The 18,773-nt window shown below is 66.7% G+C and carries 16 protein-coding genes and 1 pseudogene; 3 read left to right on the plus strand and 14 right to left on the minus strand.

The window, feature by feature from the left end:
* Window positions 1-177: 177 nt before the first annotated feature.
* The gene (locus tag ACVWZM_RS28120; protein WP_456855378.1) at window positions 178-1,641 is read right to left on the minus strand and encodes a catalase; all 1,464 of its coding nucleotides are present in this window, start codon (window positions 1,639-1,641) and stop codon (window positions 178-180) included.
* A gap of 433 nt (window positions 1,642-2,074) precedes the next feature.
* Between ACVWZM_RS28120 and ACVWZM_RS28125 the strand changes: the two genes are divergently transcribed.
* The 3 genes from ACVWZM_RS28125 (at window position 2,075) to ACVWZM_RS28135 (ending at window position 4,796) form a co-directional block, all read left to right on the plus strand.
* Window positions 2,075-2,593, plus strand: coding sequence for a hypothetical protein (locus ACVWZM_RS28125; RefSeq protein WP_456855379.1), 519 nt, complete (start codon window positions 2,075-2,077; stop codon window positions 2,591-2,593).
* Between the two features lie 150 nt (window positions 2,594-2,743).
* Window positions 2,744-3,436, plus strand: a complete 693-nt coding sequence (locus ACVWZM_RS28130) for a response regulator transcription factor (RefSeq protein WP_168855370.1) — start codon at window positions 2,744-2,746, stop codon at window positions 3,434-3,436.
* Window positions 3,423-4,796 (plus strand): sensor histidine kinase, encoded by a 1,374-nt coding sequence (locus ACVWZM_RS28135; protein ID WP_310881594.1) that lies wholly within the window; start codon window positions 3,423-3,425, stop codon window positions 4,794-4,796. Before ACVWZM_RS28130 ends, ACVWZM_RS28135 begins: the two co-directional genes overlap by 14 nt.
* Window positions 4,797-5,001: 205 nt before the next feature.
* Here ACVWZM_RS28135 and ACVWZM_RS28140 read toward each other — a convergent pair whose 3' ends face one another.
* From ACVWZM_RS28140 to ACVWZM_RS28200, 13 genes and pseudogenes are all read right to left on the minus strand, one after another.
* The gene (locus ACVWZM_RS28140) at window positions 5,002-5,628 is read right to left on the minus strand and encodes an FMN-dependent NADH-azoreductase (protein WP_456855380.1); all 627 of its coding nucleotides are present in this window, start codon (window positions 5,626-5,628) and stop codon (window positions 5,002-5,004) included.
* A gap of 9 nt (window positions 5,629-5,637) precedes the next feature.
* Window positions 5,638-7,209: an isochorismatase family protein gene (locus tag ACVWZM_RS28145; protein ID WP_456855381.1), complete on the minus strand. Its 1,572-nt coding sequence runs from the start codon at window positions 7,207-7,209 to the stop codon at window positions 5,638-5,640.
* Window positions 7,210-7,221: 12 nt separating this feature from the next.
* Window positions 7,222-8,070 (minus strand): MBL fold metallo-hydrolase, encoded by an 849-nt coding sequence (locus ACVWZM_RS28150; RefSeq protein WP_026193286.1) that lies wholly within the window; start codon window positions 8,068-8,070, stop codon window positions 7,222-7,224.
* 51 nt (window positions 8,071-8,121) lie between these two features.
* The gene (locus ACVWZM_RS28155; RefSeq protein WP_057016867.1) at window positions 8,122-9,012 is read right to left on the minus strand and encodes an amidohydrolase family protein; all 891 of its coding nucleotides are present in this window, start codon (window positions 9,010-9,012) and stop codon (window positions 8,122-8,124) included.
* Complete coding sequence (locus tag ACVWZM_RS28160; protein ID WP_456855382.1) at window positions 9,009-10,127, minus strand: vWA domain-containing protein; 1,119 nt, start codon at window positions 10,125-10,127, stop codon at window positions 9,009-9,011. Before ACVWZM_RS28160 ends, ACVWZM_RS28155 begins: the two co-directional genes overlap by 4 nt.
* A complete protein-coding gene (locus ACVWZM_RS28165) occupies window positions 10,124-11,005 on the minus strand; it encodes an AAA family ATPase (RefSeq protein ID WP_028338483.1) in 882 nt (293 codons plus the stop codon). Before ACVWZM_RS28165 ends, ACVWZM_RS28160 begins: the two co-directional genes overlap by 4 nt.
* Window positions 11,006-11,014: 9 nt before the next feature.
* On the minus strand, window positions 11,015-12,037 hold the full coding sequence (locus tag ACVWZM_RS28170; RefSeq protein WP_168855376.1) for a xanthine dehydrogenase family protein molybdopterin-binding subunit: 1,023 nt from the start codon (window positions 12,035-12,037) through the stop codon (window positions 11,015-11,017).
* Window positions 12,038-12,039: 2 nt separating this feature from the next.
* On the minus strand, window positions 12,040-13,632 hold the full coding sequence (locus ACVWZM_RS28175; protein WP_456855383.1) for a xanthine dehydrogenase family protein molybdopterin-binding subunit: 1,593 nt from the start codon (window positions 13,630-13,632) through the stop codon (window positions 12,040-12,042).
* Window positions 13,633-13,644: 12 nt separating this feature from the next.
* Window positions 13,645-14,124: a (2Fe-2S)-binding protein gene (locus tag ACVWZM_RS28180; RefSeq protein WP_456855384.1), complete on the minus strand. Its 480-nt coding sequence runs from the start codon at window positions 14,122-14,124 to the stop codon at window positions 13,645-13,647.
* A gap of 6 nt (window positions 14,125-14,130) precedes the next feature.
* Window positions 14,131-14,949 carry an FAD binding domain-containing protein gene (locus tag ACVWZM_RS28185; protein WP_456855385.1) on the minus strand — a complete coding sequence of 273 codons (819 nt, stop codon included), beginning with the start codon at window positions 14,947-14,949 and terminating at the stop codon, window positions 14,131-14,133.
* Window positions 14,950-14,964: 15 nt separating this feature from the next.
* Window positions 14,965-15,408 carry an SRPBCC family protein gene (locus ACVWZM_RS28190; protein WP_057016876.1) on the minus strand — a complete coding sequence of 148 codons (444 nt, stop codon included), beginning with the start codon at window positions 15,406-15,408 and terminating at the stop codon, window positions 14,965-14,967.
* Window positions 15,409-15,411: 3 nt separating this feature from the next.
* The gene (locus tag ACVWZM_RS28195; RefSeq protein ID WP_229193472.1) at window positions 15,412-15,849 is read right to left on the minus strand and encodes an SRPBCC family protein; all 438 of its coding nucleotides are present in this window, start codon (window positions 15,847-15,849) and stop codon (window positions 15,412-15,414) included.
* Between the two features lie 9 nt (window positions 15,850-15,858).
* Window positions 15,859-18,754, minus strand: a pseudogene (locus tag ACVWZM_RS28200) (flotillin domain-containing protein).
* Window positions 18,755-18,773 lie beyond the last annotated feature (19 nt).

Genomic DNA, 18,773 nt, shown 5'->3' on the forward strand with positions numbered 1-18,773 from the left:
TATTCGAAATCGACCACCTGACGCTTCTGGCTGAGTTGCCTAAGCTGTCCCCGTCATCCTGAGGTGCGAGCTCTTGCGAGCCTCGAAGGATGCACGGCCCCATTTCTGGCCGATTCATCCTTCGAGGCCCGCTCCGCGGGCACCTCAGGATGACGGGGCCGAAGGGGGCCGTCCCGGCTACAGCTCTCCGGCAGCAAACCTCGCCAGCGCATCCGCGACGCCCTTGCCGTAGGCCGGGTCGGCCTTGCTGCAATTCGCGACGTGCCGTTCCTGGATGTGCTTCGACGCGTTGCCGACCTGACGGGCGGTGTTGTCGAACAGGGCCTGCTTTTGCGCGGCATTCATCTTGCGGAACAGGTCGCCCGGCTGCTGCCAGTGGTCGTCATCCACGCGATGATCCCAATGCGCGGCCGCGCCTGACAATTCGAGTGGCGGCTCGTTCAGCTGCGGCTGATCGGTCCACTCGCCATGGCTGTTCGGCCAGTAGGTCAGCGTGGCGCCCAGATTGCCGTCGGTGCGCATCGCACCGTCGCGGTGATAGCTGTGGAATGGGCATTTCGGCGCGTTGACCGGGATTTGGTGGTGGTTGACGCCGAGCCGGTAGCGCTGCGCGTCGCCATAGGAGAACAGGCGGGCCTGCAGCATCTTGTCAGGTGAATAGCCGATGCCGGGCACGACATTCGCCGGCGTGAACGCCGCCTGCTCGACCTCGACGAAGAAGTTCTCCGGATTGCGATTGAGCTCGAAATACCCGACCTCGATCAGCGGATAATCCGCCTTGGGCCACACCTTGGTCAGATCGAACGGATTGAACGGGAATGCCTTGGCCTGTGCATCCGTCATCACCTGGATGAACAGCGTCCAGCGCGGGAAGTCGCCTCGCTCGATGCTCTGGAACAGGTCGCGCTGGTGGCTCTCGCGGTCCTTGCCGACCAGCACCTCGGCCTCGGCATCGGTCAGGTTCTGGACGCCCTGCCGGGTGCGGAAATGGAATTTCACCCAGGCGCGCTCAATGTCGGCATTGATCATGCTGTAGGTGTGGCTGCCGAAGCCGTGCTGGTGACGGAAGCTTTTCGGGATGCCGCGCTCGCTCATGACGATGGTGACCTGGTGCAGCGCTTCCGGCAGCAGCGTCCAGAAATCCCAGTTCATGTCGGGGTCGCGCACCCCCGTGCGCGGATGCCGCTTGATGGCGTGGTTGAGGTCGATGAAGCGCAAGGGGTCGCGGAAGAAGAACACCGGCGTGTTGTTGCCGACCACGTCCCAATTGCCTTCATCGGTGTAGAATTTCAGCGCGAAGCCGCGAATGTCGCGCTCGGCGTCCGCCGCGCCGCGCTCGCCGGCGACCGTCGAGAACCGCGCGAACATCGGCGTCTGCTTGCCGATCTCCGAGAAGATGCTGGCCTTGGTGTAGCGCGTGATGTCGTGGGTGACGGTGAAGGTGCCGTGCGCGCCGGCGCCCTTGGCATGCATCCGCCGCTCCGGGATCACCTCGCGGTGAAAATGCGCCAGCTTCTCGATCAGCCAGACATCCTGCAGCAATGCGGGTCCGCGCGGCCCCGCCGTCAGGATGTTCACATTATCGGCGACGGGGGCGCCGGAGGCGTGGGTCAGATACGGTCTTTTGGTCTCGTCGCTCATCGAAAGCTCCTTGCTGAAGGTCAGCACTTCGCCGTCCCGGCGCCCGCAGGGAGGCCAGGCGAAAGGCGATTGCATCGCGGATGGATGACGGCCGGCGAGGAAGGGAGAGCCCGGTGATCGACAAATTGTGAAGCGGGTCTGCGATCCCTCGACGCCGTCGTTGTTCTCCGACAGCTGCAGGATTAAGAACCGCGGCCGATCGATTCAACGAGCGCTATCCGCCGATTCCAGCCAAATGTCCGTCGATCCCGGCCAACGCAATCGTGGCCGCCGGTCCGGGCAACTGCCGCTCGGCATGCCGGCGCGCGAATTCTAAATCCGGTGTCAGAATCTGGCGCATTTGTCAGTTGAAGTCGGGCATCGGCTTGCGTCTTCTGATCATGCTCGCGTGCGGCGATACGAATTCGCCGCGGTCCCAATCAGGGAGGGTTTCATGAAGAACAGGCTTCTCACGTGTCTCACGGCAGCGACGCTCGCTGTCAGCGTTGCGCTTGCACCCGCTGCCCTCGCCAGAGGCGGCGGTGGTGGCGGCGGACATGGCGGCGGCGGCGGCGGCTTCGGTGGCGGCCACGGCGGCGCCATGGGTGCCATGGGTGGTGGCATGCACGGTGGTGGCTTTGGCGGCGGCATGCATGGCGGTGGTTTCGGCGGCGGAATGCGTGGTGGTGGCGCGGCGTTCGCCGCCATGGGCGGCGGCGGGCATTTCGCTGGGGGGCACGTTGGTGGTCCCCGCTTCGTCGGTGCACCGGCAATCGGCCCGCGCTTTGCCGGCGCCAGATTCCACGGTTCGCGCTTCTTCCATCATGGCGGCTTCTTCCGCCACCACCGCTTCCATCGCTTCGCATTCTTCGGCGCGCCCTATCTCTACGCCGGCTATGATTATGGCTGCTACCGCAGGGCATGGACGGCTTACGGTCTGCAATGGGTCAATGTGTGCGGGGACTATTGGTGATAGCCCAACCAACCGCACCGTTGTCGCGGTCGTCGCCAGACGTTCCATCCTGCCCCGGAATGGGATAGTCTGGCGGCGATCGTCGCGGGGCGGCCGCTCGGAGAGTTTGAGAACTCGGAGAGTTCGACACAACTCAGAGAGTTCAGGAATATGACCGGTGCTCACCGCCGCATTCTCGTCGTCGAGGACGACCCGGAAACCGCGGATCAGCTCGTCGAGGAGCTCACCACCAGCGGTTATGATGTGGATCTGGCGGCGAACGGCCGCGAGGCGCTGAGCCAGGGTGCGGCGCGCGACTATGCCGTGATCACCATCGATCGGATGCTGCCCGACATCGACGGCATCACGGTGATGCGTCAGATGCGCGACGGCGGCATCGCAGTGCCGTTCCTGATCATCAGCGCGCTCGGCGAAGTCGACGACCGGGTGCGTGGCTTGCGCGCCGGCGGCGACGACTATCTTGTCAAGCCGTTCTCCTTTGTCGAACTGCTAGCGCGGCTGGAGGCCCTTGGCCGCCGCAGCGAGACCGTTGCAAAGGAGACCATCCTGCGGGTCGGCGATCTCGCGATCGATCTGATTTCGCGGACGGCGAGCCGCCGCGGCCGCAGGATTCCGCTGCTGCCGAAGGAATTCCAGCTGCTCGAATACCTGGCGCGCAACGAGGGCCGCGTGGTGTCGCGCGCCATGCTGCTGCGGCATGTGTGGGACCTGCACTTCGATCCCTCGACCAACATCATCGACGTCTATGTCGGACGTTTGCGCCGCAAGGTCGACGACCAGCAAGCCTATCCGCTGATCCACACGATCCGCGGCATCGGGTACTGCCTCCGTGCTCCTGGCTAAGACCCTCAAGTCGTCGACGTTCCGCCTGGCGTTGATCGCCATCGGTGTCTTCGGCCTGATCGTCTCCGCGATCTTCGCCTATGTCTACTGGTCGACGTTGTCCTATGTGCGCGACAGATCCGACCGCGCGATCATGACCGAGCAGGCGAGCCTCGATGATGCCTATGCGCGGTCCGGCCGCGATGGCCTGACCGCGTTGATCGCGCAACGCGTCGCGGACAAGGGCTTTGCCGATCATGTGTATTTGTTGGTCGGTCCCGGATCGACCGTGCTGGCGGGAAATCTCAGACAGTGGCCGGCGGGCGCTGCCGAGAAGGGATGGGCTGAATTTCGTGCCTCCCTGCCACAGCTTTCCTCGGGCCCCTCCCTGCTGCGAGGCGTGACGGAAACCCTGTCAAACGGCGATCGGCTGCTGGTCGGCCATGACATCAGCGATCTCGACGGCTTCATGGCGCAGATCAGGGCCGCCGGCATTGCCGTCGTCGTGCTGATCATCGGGCTTGCGGCTGCTGCCAGCATCGGCGTCACGCGGCGAACCGTCGGCCGGATCGAGTCGATCAATGCGACCAGTCGCGCTATCATGCTCTCCGGCCTCGACCAGCGCATCCCGCTTCGCGGCAGCCATGACGAATGGGATCGCGTCGCCGAGAATCTCAATCTGATGCTGGACCGGATCCAGACCTTGATGGGAGACGTCAAGCAGGTCAGCGAAAATATCGCCCACGACCTGCGCACGCCGCTGACCCGGATGCGCGGCCGGCTCGAGAAGGCCTATCACGCCCCGCGGAGCGGCGAGGGGGATGCTGCGCTGATCGGCGACACCATCGCCGATCTCGACGCGGTGCTCGGGATGTTCGCGTCGATCACGCGGATTTCCGAGATCGAGACGCGAGCCCGCAAGGGTGCGTTTCGCACCGTCAATCTCGTCGAGATCGCCGCCGAGGTGGTCGAGCTCTACGATGCCGCGGCTGAGGAGGTTACCACCCGGCTCGACCTTGCCGGCGATCAGGCGGTGCTGGTTACCGGGGACCGTGACCTGCTGTTCGATGCGATTGCCAATCTCGTCGACAACGCCATCAAGCATGGCCGCCCGGGTGGGCGGGTGACGGTGATCTGCGACAACGATGAGCGAGGCGCGGTGATTTCGATCGCCGATGACGGCCCCGGCATACCCGCCGAGCAGCACGACCGCGTCTTCAAGCGGTTCTACCGGCTCGAGCAGAGCCGCTACACGCCGGGCAACGGCCTCGGCCTCAGCCTGGTCGCGGCGGTCGCGAGCCTGCACGGCGCACGGATCGAATTGCGCGACAATGCGCCGGGATTGTTGTGCAGGCTGGTCTTTCCCGCCGCGGAAACGTAGGGATGGCCGAGGGCGTCTGTGGTTCTACCCCTGGGCGCCGATGCACGGCTCACACCTCAGTCAACACACGTCGTCGTCCCGGCGCAGGCCAGGGGACCCATTACCCCGAATGACAATTGTGATGCTGCGCTGGGGCCACGATCTCGTTTACATTCAGATTCGGTGGTTATGGGTTTCGCCAGGACGACGATGTGGTAAGAGCAGGTCAAAACCTCCCCGCCATCTCCACCAGCCGCCGGTGCGCCGCCTCGCGGGCGGCGCGGATCGGCTCGGTGGGCCCGGTGGTAGGGCCGATCGGTACGAAGCGCACGTCGCTGATGCCGATGAAGCGCAGCGCCTCGCGCAGATAGGGCGTTGCCATGTCGATGCGGCCGCGGTTCATGCCGGTGACGAAGTCGCTGCCGCTTGCGAGGATCACGATCGTCGGGCGGTCCTTGAGCAGCGGCAGGTAGCCCTGCGCCGGATCGAAGCGGAAGGCCAGCCCGGGCTGGATGATGAGGTCGAGCCATTGCTTGAGCTTGTAGGGAATGCCGAAATTCCACATCGGCGTCGAGATCAGCACGCGATCGGCCAGCGACAGCCGCAGCGCGAGGCGCTCGGCGATTGCGAAGGCGTCGTGCTGCGAATTGGTGAAGCTCTTGCCGCCGATCCGGGCGTATTTGGCCTCGAGCAGATACCCATCGAATTCCGGTAGCGGCTCGCGCCAGAGGTTCATCGCGTCTATCTCCCAGTCCGGTCGCGCCCGACGGAAGCGATCGAGAAAGGCACGTGCGCCGGCCGCCGATTCCGAGTCGGGGCGCGGTGAGCAGTTAAGGTGCAGCAGCTTCGGCACCGCGCCTCCCTAGCCAAGTGCCTTGATCACGGTGTCGGCGTTGGTCACGACGGAGACGTTCTGGAGCGCGAAATTGATCGCGGCGTTGTGCCAGTCGGTATTCATGGTCGAGCAGCAATCCTCCGGCACGATCATGAAATAGCCTTTGTCGGCGCCGGTGCGCGCGGTGTGCTCGACCGACATGTTGGTCCAGGCTCCGGTATTGATGATCATGTCGCGGCCGGTCGCCTTCAGGATGGTCTCGAGCCGGGTGCCCTCCCAGGCGCTCATCCGCATCTTCTCGACCACGAAGTCGCCCGGGCGCGGTTCGAGCCCCGAGACCGGTGCCGCGCCCCAGCTGCCGCGCACCATCGCCTTGCTGTCGACCAACCCCTCGAACAGCGGCGCATTGAGCGTGACGCCGGGCGCGCCCGGCTCGACGACGAACCAGACATGGATGATGGCGACGCCGCGCGCTCGCGCAGCCTCGGCCACGCGGCGCACATTCTCGACGACATGCTGCTGGCGGGCGTGTGCGGGCGCACCGGACTCGGCGAACGCGCCGCCGTCCATGATGACGTCATTCTGCATGTCCTGGATGATCATCGCGCAGCGTTGCGGATCGAGCTGCATCTCGCCGGCGGCGAGATTCGGCGCAGGCGTCGACGAGGCGGCGCCGGCGCCGCCGCGCTTGCCGCTCATATAGGGCTCGTGGCGCGGGCCGACCTTGGTCGGGATCGCATAGACCGAATGGGTCGCGGTCAGATAGAGCGTGCGGAAGTCGGCGCCGCCCCAGGCGAGGTTGGCGACGAGCTCGGGCAGGCGGACCTTGCCGAGCAGGTCGCCGGCGGGCGAATAGACCCAGACGCCGCCGGGCGCGGTGACCCAGACATTGCCGCGCTGGTCGCACTTCATGCCGTCGGGCAGGCCGGGCTCGAGCTCGGAGCGGATGCCGGAGGCGAACACGCGCGGATTGCCGAGCGAGCCGTCGGCATTGACGTCGAAGGCGCGGATCAGCGCCTGCACGGTGTCGTTGACATAGAGGATGCGCTCGTCGGGCGAGAAGCACAGCCCGTTCGGCTGCTCGAACAGGTAGCGGTCGACCAGCAGTTTCGGCGCGCCGCCGCCGGGCGGCACGCGGTAGACGCCCTGGAAGCCGAGCTGGCGCGGCCGTTCGACGCCATAGACCGGCATGCGGCCGTACCAAGGATCGGAGAAATAGATCGCGCCGGAGGAATGCACACAGACATCGTTCGGACTGTTGAGCTCCTGGTTCTCGTAATGCGAAGCCAGCACCTCGCGCCGCCCGTCGGGCCGCTCGCGGATCAGCGAAGACGTCGCGTGCTCGCAGACGATCAGATTGAGGTCCGTGTCATAGGTCATGCCGTTGCATTTGTTCGATGGCCGCCTGACCTCGACGACGCCGCGCCGCGCATCCCAGCGCCGGCGCACATCGCCCGGCATGTCGGAGAACAGCAGGAAATGATCCGCCGGATGCCAGATCGGTCCCTCCGTGAAATCGAAGCCGGTCCCGACCTGGCCGACCGGCGCGTAGGGATCGATCAGGTCTTCGAACTCGCTGCGCAGCGTGACATGCGTCATCGCCTCGATCCTCTACGCCGGGAACCAGTTGCGCTGCGGCAGGCTCTGCACGACAGGCCCTGGTACCTGGTCATGCAGGCGGCCGACCACCATGCCGCCCTCGATCTTGGCCGGGCGATCGTGCACAGGAAGCAGATAGCGGGAGCTCGAGAGCAGCTTCTTGATCGCTGCCTTCTCGGCGCGCTTGCTGGTGCCGTGGTTGCCCGTGGTGCGCGGCTCGGCGTCGTGGATCTCGTTAAAGGGATTCACGATCTGGTCGTTGAAATCATAGATCACGTCGCCGCAGATCGTCGCAATCCCGTCGGCGGTGTGGACATGGATGTTCATCGAGCCTTCGGTATGGGCGTTGGCAGCGTCGCAATAGACGCCCGGCATCAGCTCGACCGGGCCGGTGATTTCGAGGTCGAGAAAGCGCAGCGCGCTCTTGGTGTGCAGGCGGTCGATCAGGTGCTTGATGTCCGGCGCCGGATACTGCGGGTGCATCAGGCCCGAGACGGAGTATTCCAGCTCCTTGCGGTTCAGCACGACGGTCGTGTTCATCGGGAACAGGTCGTCCTTGCCGGCATGGTCGATGTGCAGGTGGGTGTGACAGACGAAGCGGACGTCGCCCATCCGCACGCCGTGGCGGGCGAGCTGGTTCTCGATCATGTTTTCGTGGAACTGGAGCCCGCGCATGCCGAGCGTCTCCATGATCTGGTTGGAGCGATAGCCGGTGTCGACCAGCACGGGATAGGGGCCGCCGAGGATCAGGAAGCCGAGCGTCAGCACGCGGCGGGTGCGGCCGCAATTGTGCCCGAGCACGAGGAAGCTCGATTCCAGCTCGATATCGCCATAGTCCAGAATCTTGATCTCTAGCGGCATCTGTCTCCCTCCCAATTCGTGTTCGTTGTTATGTTCGACCCCGCGGTGCGGCTATGGCTGTAGCCGATAGACCCGCGCCGCCGTCGTGCTGAAGATCGCATCGCGCTGTTCGGGGCTCAGCCGTTCGGCTGCCGCCTTGAAAGCGGCGACGAGATCGCGATAGCTGGTCCACAGCTTCTCGATCGGAAAGTTCGAGCCGAACAGGCAGCGGTCGGCGCCGAAGATCGCGACGGTATCGGTCACCACGCCGGCGATATGCGCGGCATCGTTGCGATGGATGAAGGTGCCGAGCCCGGACAGCTTCGACACCACATTCGGACATCGCGCGAGCCGCGTCATCCCGCTGCGCCAGGTGGCGCGGCCCTGCGGCGACAGGTCCTCCAGCATGCCGGCATGCTGCAGGATGAAGGTCACGTCAGGGCAAGCCTCCGCGAGGCCGGCCGCATCGGCCATCTGCGGCGCGAACACCTGCAGGTCAAAACTCCAGCCGTAGTCGGCGAGGTGGCCGACATTGCGCCGGATCACGGGATCATTGCAGAGATCGGCACGCGCGGCGAAGCGGTACAGCGGGTTCTCGTGCCAGTGCAGCTGCATGCGCACGCCGTGCACCAGCGGATAGCGCTTCAATCGATCGAGTTGCGGGCGGACGTCGGCGACGGAGAAATCGGCATAGGCGACGAGGGCGTGCGGCCAGCCGTGCTGGTCCGCGGTCTGCTGCACCCAGGCGGCTTCGTCCTCGAATTGGCCGTTCGGCCAGTTGGTCTGGACATAGACCGAGCGGGTGACGCCGGTGCCCTTGAGGTCGCCGAGATACTCCTCGATCGGATAGTCGCGGCGAATCGGCTCATAGGGGCCGAAGATGCGCGGCTGCATCGGGCCGGACAGCCAGGCGAGATCGGCCTGCCGCCAGATGTGATGATGTCCGTCGACAATGCCAGTCACGCGGCTCTCCTTGTTCCAAGCGACAGCAGATGCGCGACAACAGCCGCGCTGGATCCGCCGTCCACGAGATCGTCGACAAAGCGCTGGATCGCGATCAGCGCCTCGGTTTGCGGCGTGAAGCCGGGCGAGGTTGCGAGCGGCGTCAGCCAGCTGACGCGCCAGGCCCGCCGCGACAGTTTTGCCACGGCATCGCGCAGCGCAGCCGGATCGCCGCGTTCCAGGCCGTCGGAGACGATCACGACCGCGGCGCCGCGGGCATATCCGCCGAATCGCGGCACGGCGAGGAACGCCTGCAGCGCATCGCCGATCCTTGTGCCGCCGTCCCAGTCGCTGACCAGGAAGGAGGCCGCGTTCAGCGCCTGCTCGCGCCGCTTCAGCCGCAGCGCCGGCGTGACGCGGGTCAGTCTTGTGCCGAAGGTGAAGACCTCGACATTGCCGGCCGCCCGCACCAGCACATGCGCGAGCTTCATGTTCTCCTCGGTGCGCGCCTTCATCGAGCCGGAGACGTCGATCAGGAACAGGATCTTGCGCGGGCGTTGGCGGCGTCGCGTCCGCCCGAGCCGCAGCACCTCGCCGTCATTGCGGACGCTGTCGCGCAGCGTGCGGCGCAGATCGGCGAACGGACCACTGCGTGCGCGACGGCGCCGGTGGCCGCGCCGTCGCGGCAGCCGCCGTGCCGCTTCGCGCGACAGTTTTCGCAGCGGATCGCTGGTCGCGGTCTGGGCAAAGCGGCGCTCGACCAATGCCTCGGCGCGCGCCGCGGCGAGGCCGGACTCATTGGCCTCGTCGGCAAGCGGCGGCTCGTCCTCGCCGCGGCCTTCCTCCTGCAGGCGAACGGTCTCTTCGTCCTCACCCTCGGCCTGCTCGATCGCCTCGGCGCCGCGGAAGTGGATGTCGAACAGCCGGTCATAGGTCGCGCGGCGCTCCGGCGGCGGCGCCAGCGTCGCGAGCCCGGCCAGGCGGATGTGCTCCAGGCTGCGCGGACCGAGCAGCTCGATTGCCGCGAGGAAGCTCGTCGTCTGCTCCGGCGCAACCGAAAAGCCGTTGGCGCGCAGCAGCGCGACGAACGAAACAAATATCCGCGCGGCGCGCGGCAGCTGCAGGTCGTTGTTCACGCGGCCGCCTCCGCGATGATCGCATCGAGCCGGGGCGAAATGAAATGCAGATCCTCCTCGTCCTTCAGCGCGACGCCGATCGAGCGTTTGAACGCGTCCGGCCAGCGCGCGCCGCCCTTGTTGAGCAGGGTCGCGGCCTCGGCCCAGTCGACCGCCTCGGCGATCCCGGGCGCCTTGCTCAGCGGCTCGCGGCGCAGCCGGCCGACGGCGGCGACCACCGCGCGGGCGGTGGCCTCGGCGACGCTGGACGCCCGCATCATCACGATGCGCGCCTCGCGCTCGGCATTCGGATAATCGATCCAGTGATAGACGCAGCGCCGCCGCAGCGCCTCGTGCAGATCGCGCGTCCGGTTCGACGTCAGCACCACGACCGGATGCTCTGCAGCGCGCACCGTGCCGCGCTCGGGGATCGAGATCTGGAAGTCGGAGAGGAATTCGAGCAGGAAGGCCTCGAACTCCTGATCGGCGCGGTCGATTTCGTCGATCAGAAGCACCGTCGCGTCGGGCGCGCGCAGCGCGGCCAGCATCGGGCGCTCGATCAGGAAGGCGTCGCCATAGATATCGATGCTCTCCTCGCCGGCCTGCCGGATCGCCAGCATCTGGCGCGGATAGTTCCACTCGTAGAGGGCAGCGGCGGCGTCGATGCCTTCGTAGCATTGCAGGCGGATCAGCCTGCGGCCGAGCACGGCGGCGATCGCTTTTGCAGCTTCGGTCTTGCCGACACCCGGCGCGCCCTCGAGTAACAGCGGCTTGCCCAGCGCAAGCGAGAGATAGGAGGCGGTCGCGATGCCGTCGTCGGCGAGATAATAGGCCGCGCGCAGCGCCTTCTCCAGCGCCTCTGGGCTGTCGATGCCGACGATGTTGCTGCGGACCGGCATGGAGAAACCTCAGCGCCGTGGCTGCGGACGCGCGCCGCCTTGCGCCCTGATGGCGCGCAACACCTTTTCCGGCGTGATCGGGAGATCGTCGATCCGCACCCCGACCGCGTTGAAGATCGCGTTGGCGATCGCAGGCAGCACGGGATTGGCGCACATCTCGCCCGGTCCCTTGGCGCCGAACGGACCGTCGGGCGCCGGGCGTTCCAGCACCGCGATGTCGTGCGGGCAGATGTCGCCCGGACCCGGCATCAGATATTCGACGAAGTCGCGCGGACCGTGCACCGGCTCCGGATAATAAGGCTCCGGCGTCTCGTAGAGCGCGTGGCTGACGCCCATCCAGGCGCCGCCGACCAGCTGCTGCTCGACCAGCCGTGGATTGAGCGCGCGGCCGAGTTCATAGGCGGAGTCCATCCGGACCATGTCGACCTCGCCGGTCTCGTCATCGACCTCGACTTCGGCGACCAGGCAGGCATGCGCGTAGCATGTCGCCGGCGACATCTCGCCGGTCTCGGGGTCGACGTCGGACAGCGGCACCAGGAAGATACCGCGGCCGGAGATCGTCTTGCCCTGCTTGAACTGCGCGGCGATGGCGACGTCCTTGGTGGAGATCGAGCGATGCGGCGCGCCCTTGACGTGGATATTGCCGCGGCCGTCGGTCTCGAGGTCGGCGGCATTCACCTCCAGCTCCTCGGCGGCGGCCTCCATCATCACACCGCGTGCCTCGCGCGCAGCCGCCATTACGGCGTTGCCGACGCGATGCGTGCCGCGCGAGGCGAACGAGCCCATGCAGTGCGGGCCGGTGTCGGAATCCGCGGTGTCGACATAGACGTCCTCGACCGGCACGCCGAGCGTCTCGGCGCAGATCTGCCGCGTCACCGACTTCATGCCCTGGCCGAGGTCGATCGAGGACAGCGCCACGGTGAACTTGCCGCTCGGGTTGGAATGCACCAGCGCCTGGCTGGGATCGCCGCCGAGGTTCATGCCGATGGGATAGTTGACCGACGCGATGCCGCGTCCGCGATGCCGGGTCATGGTCAGCGCTTCCTGGTGCCGAAGACGGAAGAGAAGCGGGTGGCGCCGTGCGACGGCGCGCCCGGCCGCGGCGGCGGAGACGACGGTGGCGGCGAAGAGGGCGGCGGTGGCGGCGGCTCGCGGGTCGCGGCCGGCGCGCGGTCATACGTCGTGCGCTGCTGGGATGGTGAGGCCGGCGGTGCATGCGGCTCGCGCGGGGTCGGCGTCACGGCGGCTCGCGCGCCGCCACCATCCTTGCGCGACGACATCCGCTTGAAGTCTTCGCGGAGCGGCCACTTGGCCTTCTCCGCCGCGACCTGCACGCATTCGATCAGCGCGGTGTTCTTGGCCTCGCGGCGGTGCGCCTTCATGTCGCCGTCGCGATACGCATTGAGGATCCGGAACTCCATCGGGTCCATGCCGACGAGATGGGCGAGCTTGTCCATCTGGCATTCGATGGCGAAATCCATCGCGGTGACGCCGAAGCCGCGCATCGCGGTCGCCGGCGTGCGATTGGTGAAGACGCAGTAGACGTCGCCATGAACGTTCGGGATCGTGTAGGGGCCGGGCAGATGGGCGGCGCATTTCACCGCTGCATAGCTCGACAGCCGCGTATAGGCGCCGCTGTCGAAGTAGGCGCGCACCTTGCGGGCGACGATGCGGCCGTCGCGCATCACGCCGTCCTTGATGTAGATGCGCTCGGCGCCGCGCGGCGGCCCGTACTGCATCTCCTCCTCGCGCCCGAACACATAGCGCACCGGGCGACCGGTCAGCATCGCGCCGAGGATGCAGAGCGGTTCGGTCAGCGTATCGACCTTGCCGCCGAAGCCGCCGCCGACCGTGCCGCCGATGAAGTGGAAGGTGTTGGACGGCACGTCGAGGATCTTCGCGCAGGTGTCGACCGAGAAGAACAGCGCCTGCGTCGAGGTGTAGACGATGTAGCGGCCGTTGGTGTCGGGAGCTGCGATCGAGCCGTTGGTTTCGGTCGGCGCGTGCTCGATCGGCGACATCTGGTAGCGCTGTTCCAGCACATGGTCGGCCGTCGCGAGTGCACGGTCGGCGTCGCCGAAGCGCAGCTGCTGGTGATCATAGGTCTCGTGATAGGTGAAGGTGTTCTTGGGATAGACCTCGTTGACCACGGGCGCGCCCGCCTTCAGCGCGTCCTCGACGTCGAACACCGCCGGCAGCGGCTCATAGTCGATCTTGACCTTTGCGATGGCCTCATAGGCCTCGCGCGGGCTGTCGGCGACGATCGCGACGATGGGTTCGCCCTTGTAGCGCACCTTGTCGACCGCGAGCGAGGGCTCGTCGTCCTTGCCGAAATTGATCAGGCTGAGCAGCGTGTTCAGGTTGCGCGGCACGTCGGAGGCGCGGATCACACGCCGGACCCCCTGCGACCGCTCGGCCTCCGAGGTGTCGATGCGGCGGAGTCTTGCATGGGGATGCGCGCTGCGCACCACCTTCAGATGCAGCATGCCCTGCAGCTTGTGGTCATCGAAATAGGGCGAGGTGCCGGTGACATGGCCGAGCATATCCTGGCGCTGCGTGCCTTTGCCGATCTCCTTCAGATTGTCGTCGCGCTCGTCGGCGAAGATGTCCTTGCGCAATTCCAGCATGGCACTATTCCCTTACGCACGCGCCCGGCCGCCGGAAGCGGCTGATAGCACGGCGTTGATGATCGGCTCGTAGCCGGTGCAGCGGCAGATATTGCCGGAGATCGCCTCGACCACCTCGGCGCGGCTCGGCTGCGGATTGCGGTCGAGCAGCGCCTTCGCGGCCATCAGCATGCCCGGCGTGCAGTAGCCGCACTGCGCGGCGAAATTGTCGGCGAAGGCGTGCTGCAGCCGGTGCAGATTGGGGCCGTCCTTGATTCCGTCGAGCGTCTCGACCGAGCGGCCGGCGACCGTTTCGGCGAGCGTCAGGCAGGAGAGATGCAGCTCGCCGTCGATCAGCACGCTGCAGGTGCCGCAGCCGCCCTGGCCGCAGCCGAACTTCGGCGTCATGTCGCCGATCAGTTCGCGGAGCGCGACCAGAAGGTTGGTGCCGCCGTCGACGAAGATCGCGACGTCACGGCCGTTATGCTGGAATTGAAGGGCAGTCTTGGCCATCACGAATTATTCCTGACCGGACAACAGACGGCGGAGATGCACGCCGACGATCTCGCGGCGATACCAGGCGCTGGCGAGCGCATTGTCGCCGGGTGACGTTCCCTCAACGGCTGCCGCAGCAGCTGCGCTGATGGTGGAGGCGTCGAGCGCGCGGCCTTCGAGCGCGCGCTCGACGGCACGGGCGCGGATCGGCGTCGGCGCCATCGAGCCAAGCGCGACGCGGGCGCCGACGATGCGGCTGCCGTTAACGGGCAGGTGCGCCGCGAGCGTGATCACCGCGCCGCCGTTGGGCTTGATCCGCGCGATCTTGCGGTAGCGGAGGGCCTCAGTGCTGCCGGGCCTGGCAAAGGAGATCGCCAGCACCAGCGATCCGGCCTGCCGGTCGCGCGATTGCAGGAACTCCTCGATCGGGATCTCGCGCCCTCCGAGGCCGCCCTGGACGGACACGGTGGCATCAAGCGCGAGCATCGCGACCGTGAAGTCGCCGTACGGCACTGGCGCGAACAGATTGCCCCCGACGGTGCCCATGTTGCGCACCGCCGGCCCGCCGATCGAGCGCGCCGGGGCGTGCAGGAAGGCGAGGTCGCGTTCGGCCAGGATGCGGGCGAAGGTGACGCCGGCGCCGAGCGTGATGCGCGAGCCGGTGGCATCGATCCGTGTCATCGCTTGGTCGCTGGCGCGCACGATGGTCGAGATCGAGATGTCGCCCTCGTTCAGCGCTCGCATCACCAGCGTGCCGCCGCCGAGATAGCGGGCGCTGCGATCCGAGGACAGCGCCGCCGCGGCGTCATGGGTGCTGGTGAAGGTCTTCACCGTGACTGGCATGATGGTGCTCTCCGCTTACGCGGCCTCCTTCAGATGCCGGCGGATGGCGTCGAAGCCGGCCTGGTAGATGTCTTCCGAAACCATCCGCGTGATGCGCTCGCTGTCCTCGGTTCGCGTCGTGAAGCGCGACTCCCAGTGCCAGAAGGTGCGGTCACCATCGGTGACCGGCAGCAGACGGACATGCGCCACGTAGTTGAACATCGGGATCGGCGTATCGAGCAGGCAGTAGCTGAACGATTGCTCAAGATCGGACAGCGCCAGCAGTTGCTCGCGCAGCTCGGCGCCGTCCTTCAGCTTGAAGCGCCTGACGCAGCCGATCTTGTCGGACGGCTGGGCGCGCTCGATGCCGCTGCTCGCGACCGCCGGATGCCAGCGGTCATGACCGTTGAAATCGCGCAGCACGGCCCACACCGCATCGGTCGGCGCATCCAGGATCGTGCTTTTGACGATATGCGGCACGGTCTATCCTCCGAACGCCCGCTTCAACGCGTCGAACCCGCCCTGGAACACGGCGCCGCCGATATTGTTGACGAGCTCCGTCTCGCGCTCCGGCGCGCAGTCGAATTCGGCGGTCCATTCCAGGAAGGTCTGGTCGCCGTCGGTGACTGGCGTGAGCCGCAGCGTCGCGACGTAGTTCTCGACGCCCATCGGCGATTCCAGGATCGAATAGGTGCAGAACATGTCGTAGTCGGACAGCCCGAGCAGCTTCTCTCGGATGCGATCGCCGTTGCGCAGCCGGAAATCCCTGACGCAGCCGATCTTGTCGGAGGGCTCGCCGCCCTCGATCCGGCTTTCGGCGATCGCGGGATGCCAGTTCGGCAGCCCGTTGAAATCGCGGACGCGGGCCCAGACCCGGTCGTTGCGGGCGTTGACGACGGTGGAAACGTAAACCCGTGCCATGGCGTGAGCTCAGTCCTTCTTGCGCGGCGTGCGCTCAGGTCGCGCCGGCTCGCCGCCGCCCTCGGGCGCCGGCGGCTTTTCCTCGGCGCCGCTCTTGCGCGCGGAGTCCTTGATGCCTTGCATGTCTCGGGCTTCGCGGATCAGGCCGGGCATCTTGGCGAGGCTGCCGCCCTCGACGCCGATATCCGAGAGGATCGAGTCGATCAGCGGCGCCTGCACGCGGTAGCGCAGCGCCGAGTCGATCACTTCGTCAGTGGCGCTGCGTCCGGTGCCGTTGCCATGCCCGTTGCCGTTGAGGCCGTCGACCTGGAGGATGCGGATGCCCTCGATCTTCTCCATCGGCTTGACGCTCTCGCGCACGATGCCCTCGATCCGGTCGAGCAGCTTGCGGCGGAACAGCGAGTAGCGCGCCTGATCGGTCAGCACGTTCTCGGCCTCGTTAAGCAGACGCTGCGCCTCGGCCTCGACCGTGGCACGGACCCGTTCGGCCCCGGCTGCGATCCTGGTTTCCTCGGCCTGCTTTTCGGCGAGCAGCACCTCGACGGTCTTGCGCCGCTTTGCGATCTCGCTTTCGCGCGCGGTGACGACGCGTTCCGGCCGCTTCGGTGGCGTGGATCCGGGCGTCCTCGGCCGCGGCTCGTGCCGCGGATTCTTCCAGTGATTTCTGATGCAGCGCGATGGCCTTTTCCATCAGCGCGGTCTCGACATCCTTCTCGCGGTTGACCTCGAGCTTGCGTAGCTCGCGCTCGCGGCCGATGCGGGCCTCGTCGAGGCCACGGTCGGAGGCGATGCGGGCGCGTTCGACCTCCTCGCGGGCGACGATCTCGGCCTCCTGCAGCGACTGGTTGCGAGCGACCTCGAGCTGTTCGATCGCACGGCGCCGCTCGATCCGGGCCGCCTCCAGCGCCTGCTCGCGGGAGACGTCGGTGGTGTCGATGTCCTTGCGCGCCACAATTTCGGCCTGCCGGACCTGCCGGTCGGCATCGATCCGCTCGGAGCGCTTGGCGGCGAGCGCGATCACGCGCTCCTCGTCGGCGAGCTCGATCGCCTTCTTCTGGTCGATGTTGAGCACTTCGCGGGTCCTGGAGGAGGCGATCCGCTCACTCTCCAACGTCAGCTCGACATCGATGCGTTGCCGCTCGATGGCGTCGCGGCGCTTCAGCTCGGCGGCCTCGATCGCCTCGGTGCGCGCGATCTCGAGCCCGCGGGTTTCGCGCTCGGCGCGGATGCGCTGCGCGGCGACCGACTTCTCCTGCGAGATCCGCGCCGCCTCGATCGCCTCGCGGGAGGCGATATCGGCTTCCTCGATCGCGCGGGTGCGGGCGATCTCAAGCGCCCGGACGTGCTCTTCCTGGGCGATCCGCGACGCTTCGGTGGCTTCGCGGGCACTGATCCCGGCGATCTCGACCGCCTGGTTGCGCTCGATCTCGAGCTTGCGTGTGGTGTGGTCGGCGGCGATGCGCTCGGCGGCCAGCATCTTCTCGCGCGCGATGCGGGCGGCCTCGACCGCCTTCTGCGCCTCGATCTCGGCTTCCTGGATGGTGCGGACCTGCTGGATTTCCAGCGCGCGGGTGCGCTCGTCCGAGGAGATGCGCTCGACATTGACCGTCATGGTCTGGGCGATGCGCGCCTTCTCGGTGGCCTCGCGCGCGGCGATCTCGGCCTCGTCGACCGCGCGGGTGCGCTCGATCTCGCGGCGCCGGGTCTCCTCCTCATTGGCGATGCGGGCATCGGTGACGACGCGGTCCTGCTGGATCCGGGCCTTCTCGATCGCCTCGCGAGCGGCGATCTCGGCTTCCTCGACCGTGCGCATCCGCTCGATCTCGCGCTGGCGCACCTCGCGCTCGGAGGCGATGCGGGTGGTGTCGACCGAGCGCTGGTTGGCGATCCGGACCTTCTCGATCTCCTCGCGCGCCAGCAGCTCCTTCTCTTCGACCGCCCGCGTCCGCTCGATCTCCTTGTGCCGGGTCTCGCGCTCCGAGGCGATGCGTGCTTCGGTGATCGCCTGCTCGTTGGCGATGCGCGCTTTCTCGATGGCTTCGCGCGCCGCAATCTGGGCCTGCTCCGACTCGGTCTCGCGCAGCGCGCGCTCGCGGGCGACTTCGGTGCGCTGCAAGGCGCGGCGCATCTCGATGTCGCGTTCCTGCTCGAGGCGGGCGGTCTCGCTTTCGCGCTCGATCTCCAGCGCCTGCCGCTCGGCCTCGAGATTGCGGGAGCGGATCTTGATCATCGAGTCCTGCTCGATGTCGTTGCGCAGCTTGCGCTTGGCCTCGATGTCCTCCATCAGGCGGGTCAAGCCTTCGGCGTCGAAGCGGTTCGAGGGATTGAAATATTCGAGGTCGGTCTGATCGAGATCGGTGATCGCGACCGACTCCAGTTCGAGGCCATTCTGCGCCAGTGCTTCGGCGGCATTGGCCTTGACGCGCGCCACATAGTCGCCGCGCTGCTCGTGCATCTGCTCCATCGTCATCTCGGAGGCGACTGAGCGGATCGCGGAGATGAACTTGCCGGAGAGCAGGGTGTGGAGCTGTTCGGGCTCCATGGTGCGGCGGCCGAGCGTGGCGGCAGCGATCGAGACCGCTTCGCGGGTCGGCTGAACCCGGACGTAGAAATCGGCCTCGATGTCGACGCGCATGCGGTCGCGGGTGATCACCGCGTCCTGCCTGGAGCGCACGATCCCCATCGGCAGCACGTTCATGTTGACCGGCGTGTAGTCGTGGATGAAGGGCAGCACGAAGGCGCCGCCATTGATCACCACGCGCTCGCCGAGGAAACCGGTGCGGACGAAGGAGACCTCCTTCGACGAGCGGTGATACAGCCAGTTCACGACATAGACGATGATGACGATCGCGACGATTGCGACGATGAGCCAGAGGATCAATTCACCGACCAGCATCCCCGACATCTCTTCCTCCCTTGGTCAC

This window comes from Bradyrhizobium sp. USDA 4501, from assembly GCF_054062115.1.

Bases quoted from the DNA above. Each gene is read 5' to 3' on its own strand.
- ACVWZM_RS28120 (WP_456855378.1), bottom strand. From the start codon at position 1,641: ATGAGCGACGAGACCAAAAGACCGTATCTGACCCACGCCTCCGGCGCC.
- ACVWZM_RS28125 (WP_456855379.1), top strand. From the start codon at position 2,075: ATGAAGAACAGGCTTCTCACGTGTCTCACGGCAGCGACGCTCGCTGTC.
- ACVWZM_RS28130 (WP_168855370.1), top strand. From the start codon at position 2,744: ATGACCGGTGCTCACCGCCGCATTCTCGTCGTCGAGGACGACCCGGAA.
- ACVWZM_RS28145 (WP_456855381.1), bottom strand. From the start codon at position 7,209: ATGACGCATGTCACGCTGCGCAGCGAGTTCGAAGACCTGATCGATCCC.
- ACVWZM_RS28150 (WP_026193286.1), bottom strand. From the start codon at position 8,070: ATGCCGCTAGAGATCAAGATTCTGGACTATGGCGATATCGAGCTGGAA.
- ACVWZM_RS28165 (WP_028338483.1), bottom strand. From the start codon at position 11,005: ATGCCGGTCCGCAGCAACATCGTCGGCATCGACAGCCCAGAGGCGCTG.
- ACVWZM_RS28170 (WP_168855376.1), bottom strand. From the start codon at position 12,037: ATGACCCGGCATCGCGGACGCGGCATCGCGTCGGTCAACTATCCCATC.
- ACVWZM_RS28175 (WP_456855383.1), bottom strand. From the start codon at position 13,632: ATGCTGGAATTGCGCAAGGACATCTTCGCCGACGAGCGCGACGACAAT.
- ACVWZM_RS28180 (WP_456855384.1), bottom strand. From the start codon at position 14,124: ATGGCCAAGACTGCCCTTCAATTCCAGCATAACGGCCGTGACGTCGCG.
- ACVWZM_RS28185 (WP_456855385.1), bottom strand. From the start codon at position 14,949: ATGCCAGTCACGGTGAAGACCTTCACCAGCACCCATGACGCCGCGGCG.
- ACVWZM_RS28195 (WP_229193472.1), bottom strand. From the start codon at position 15,849: ATGGCACGGGTTTACGTTTCCACCGTCGTCAACGCCCGCAACGACCGG.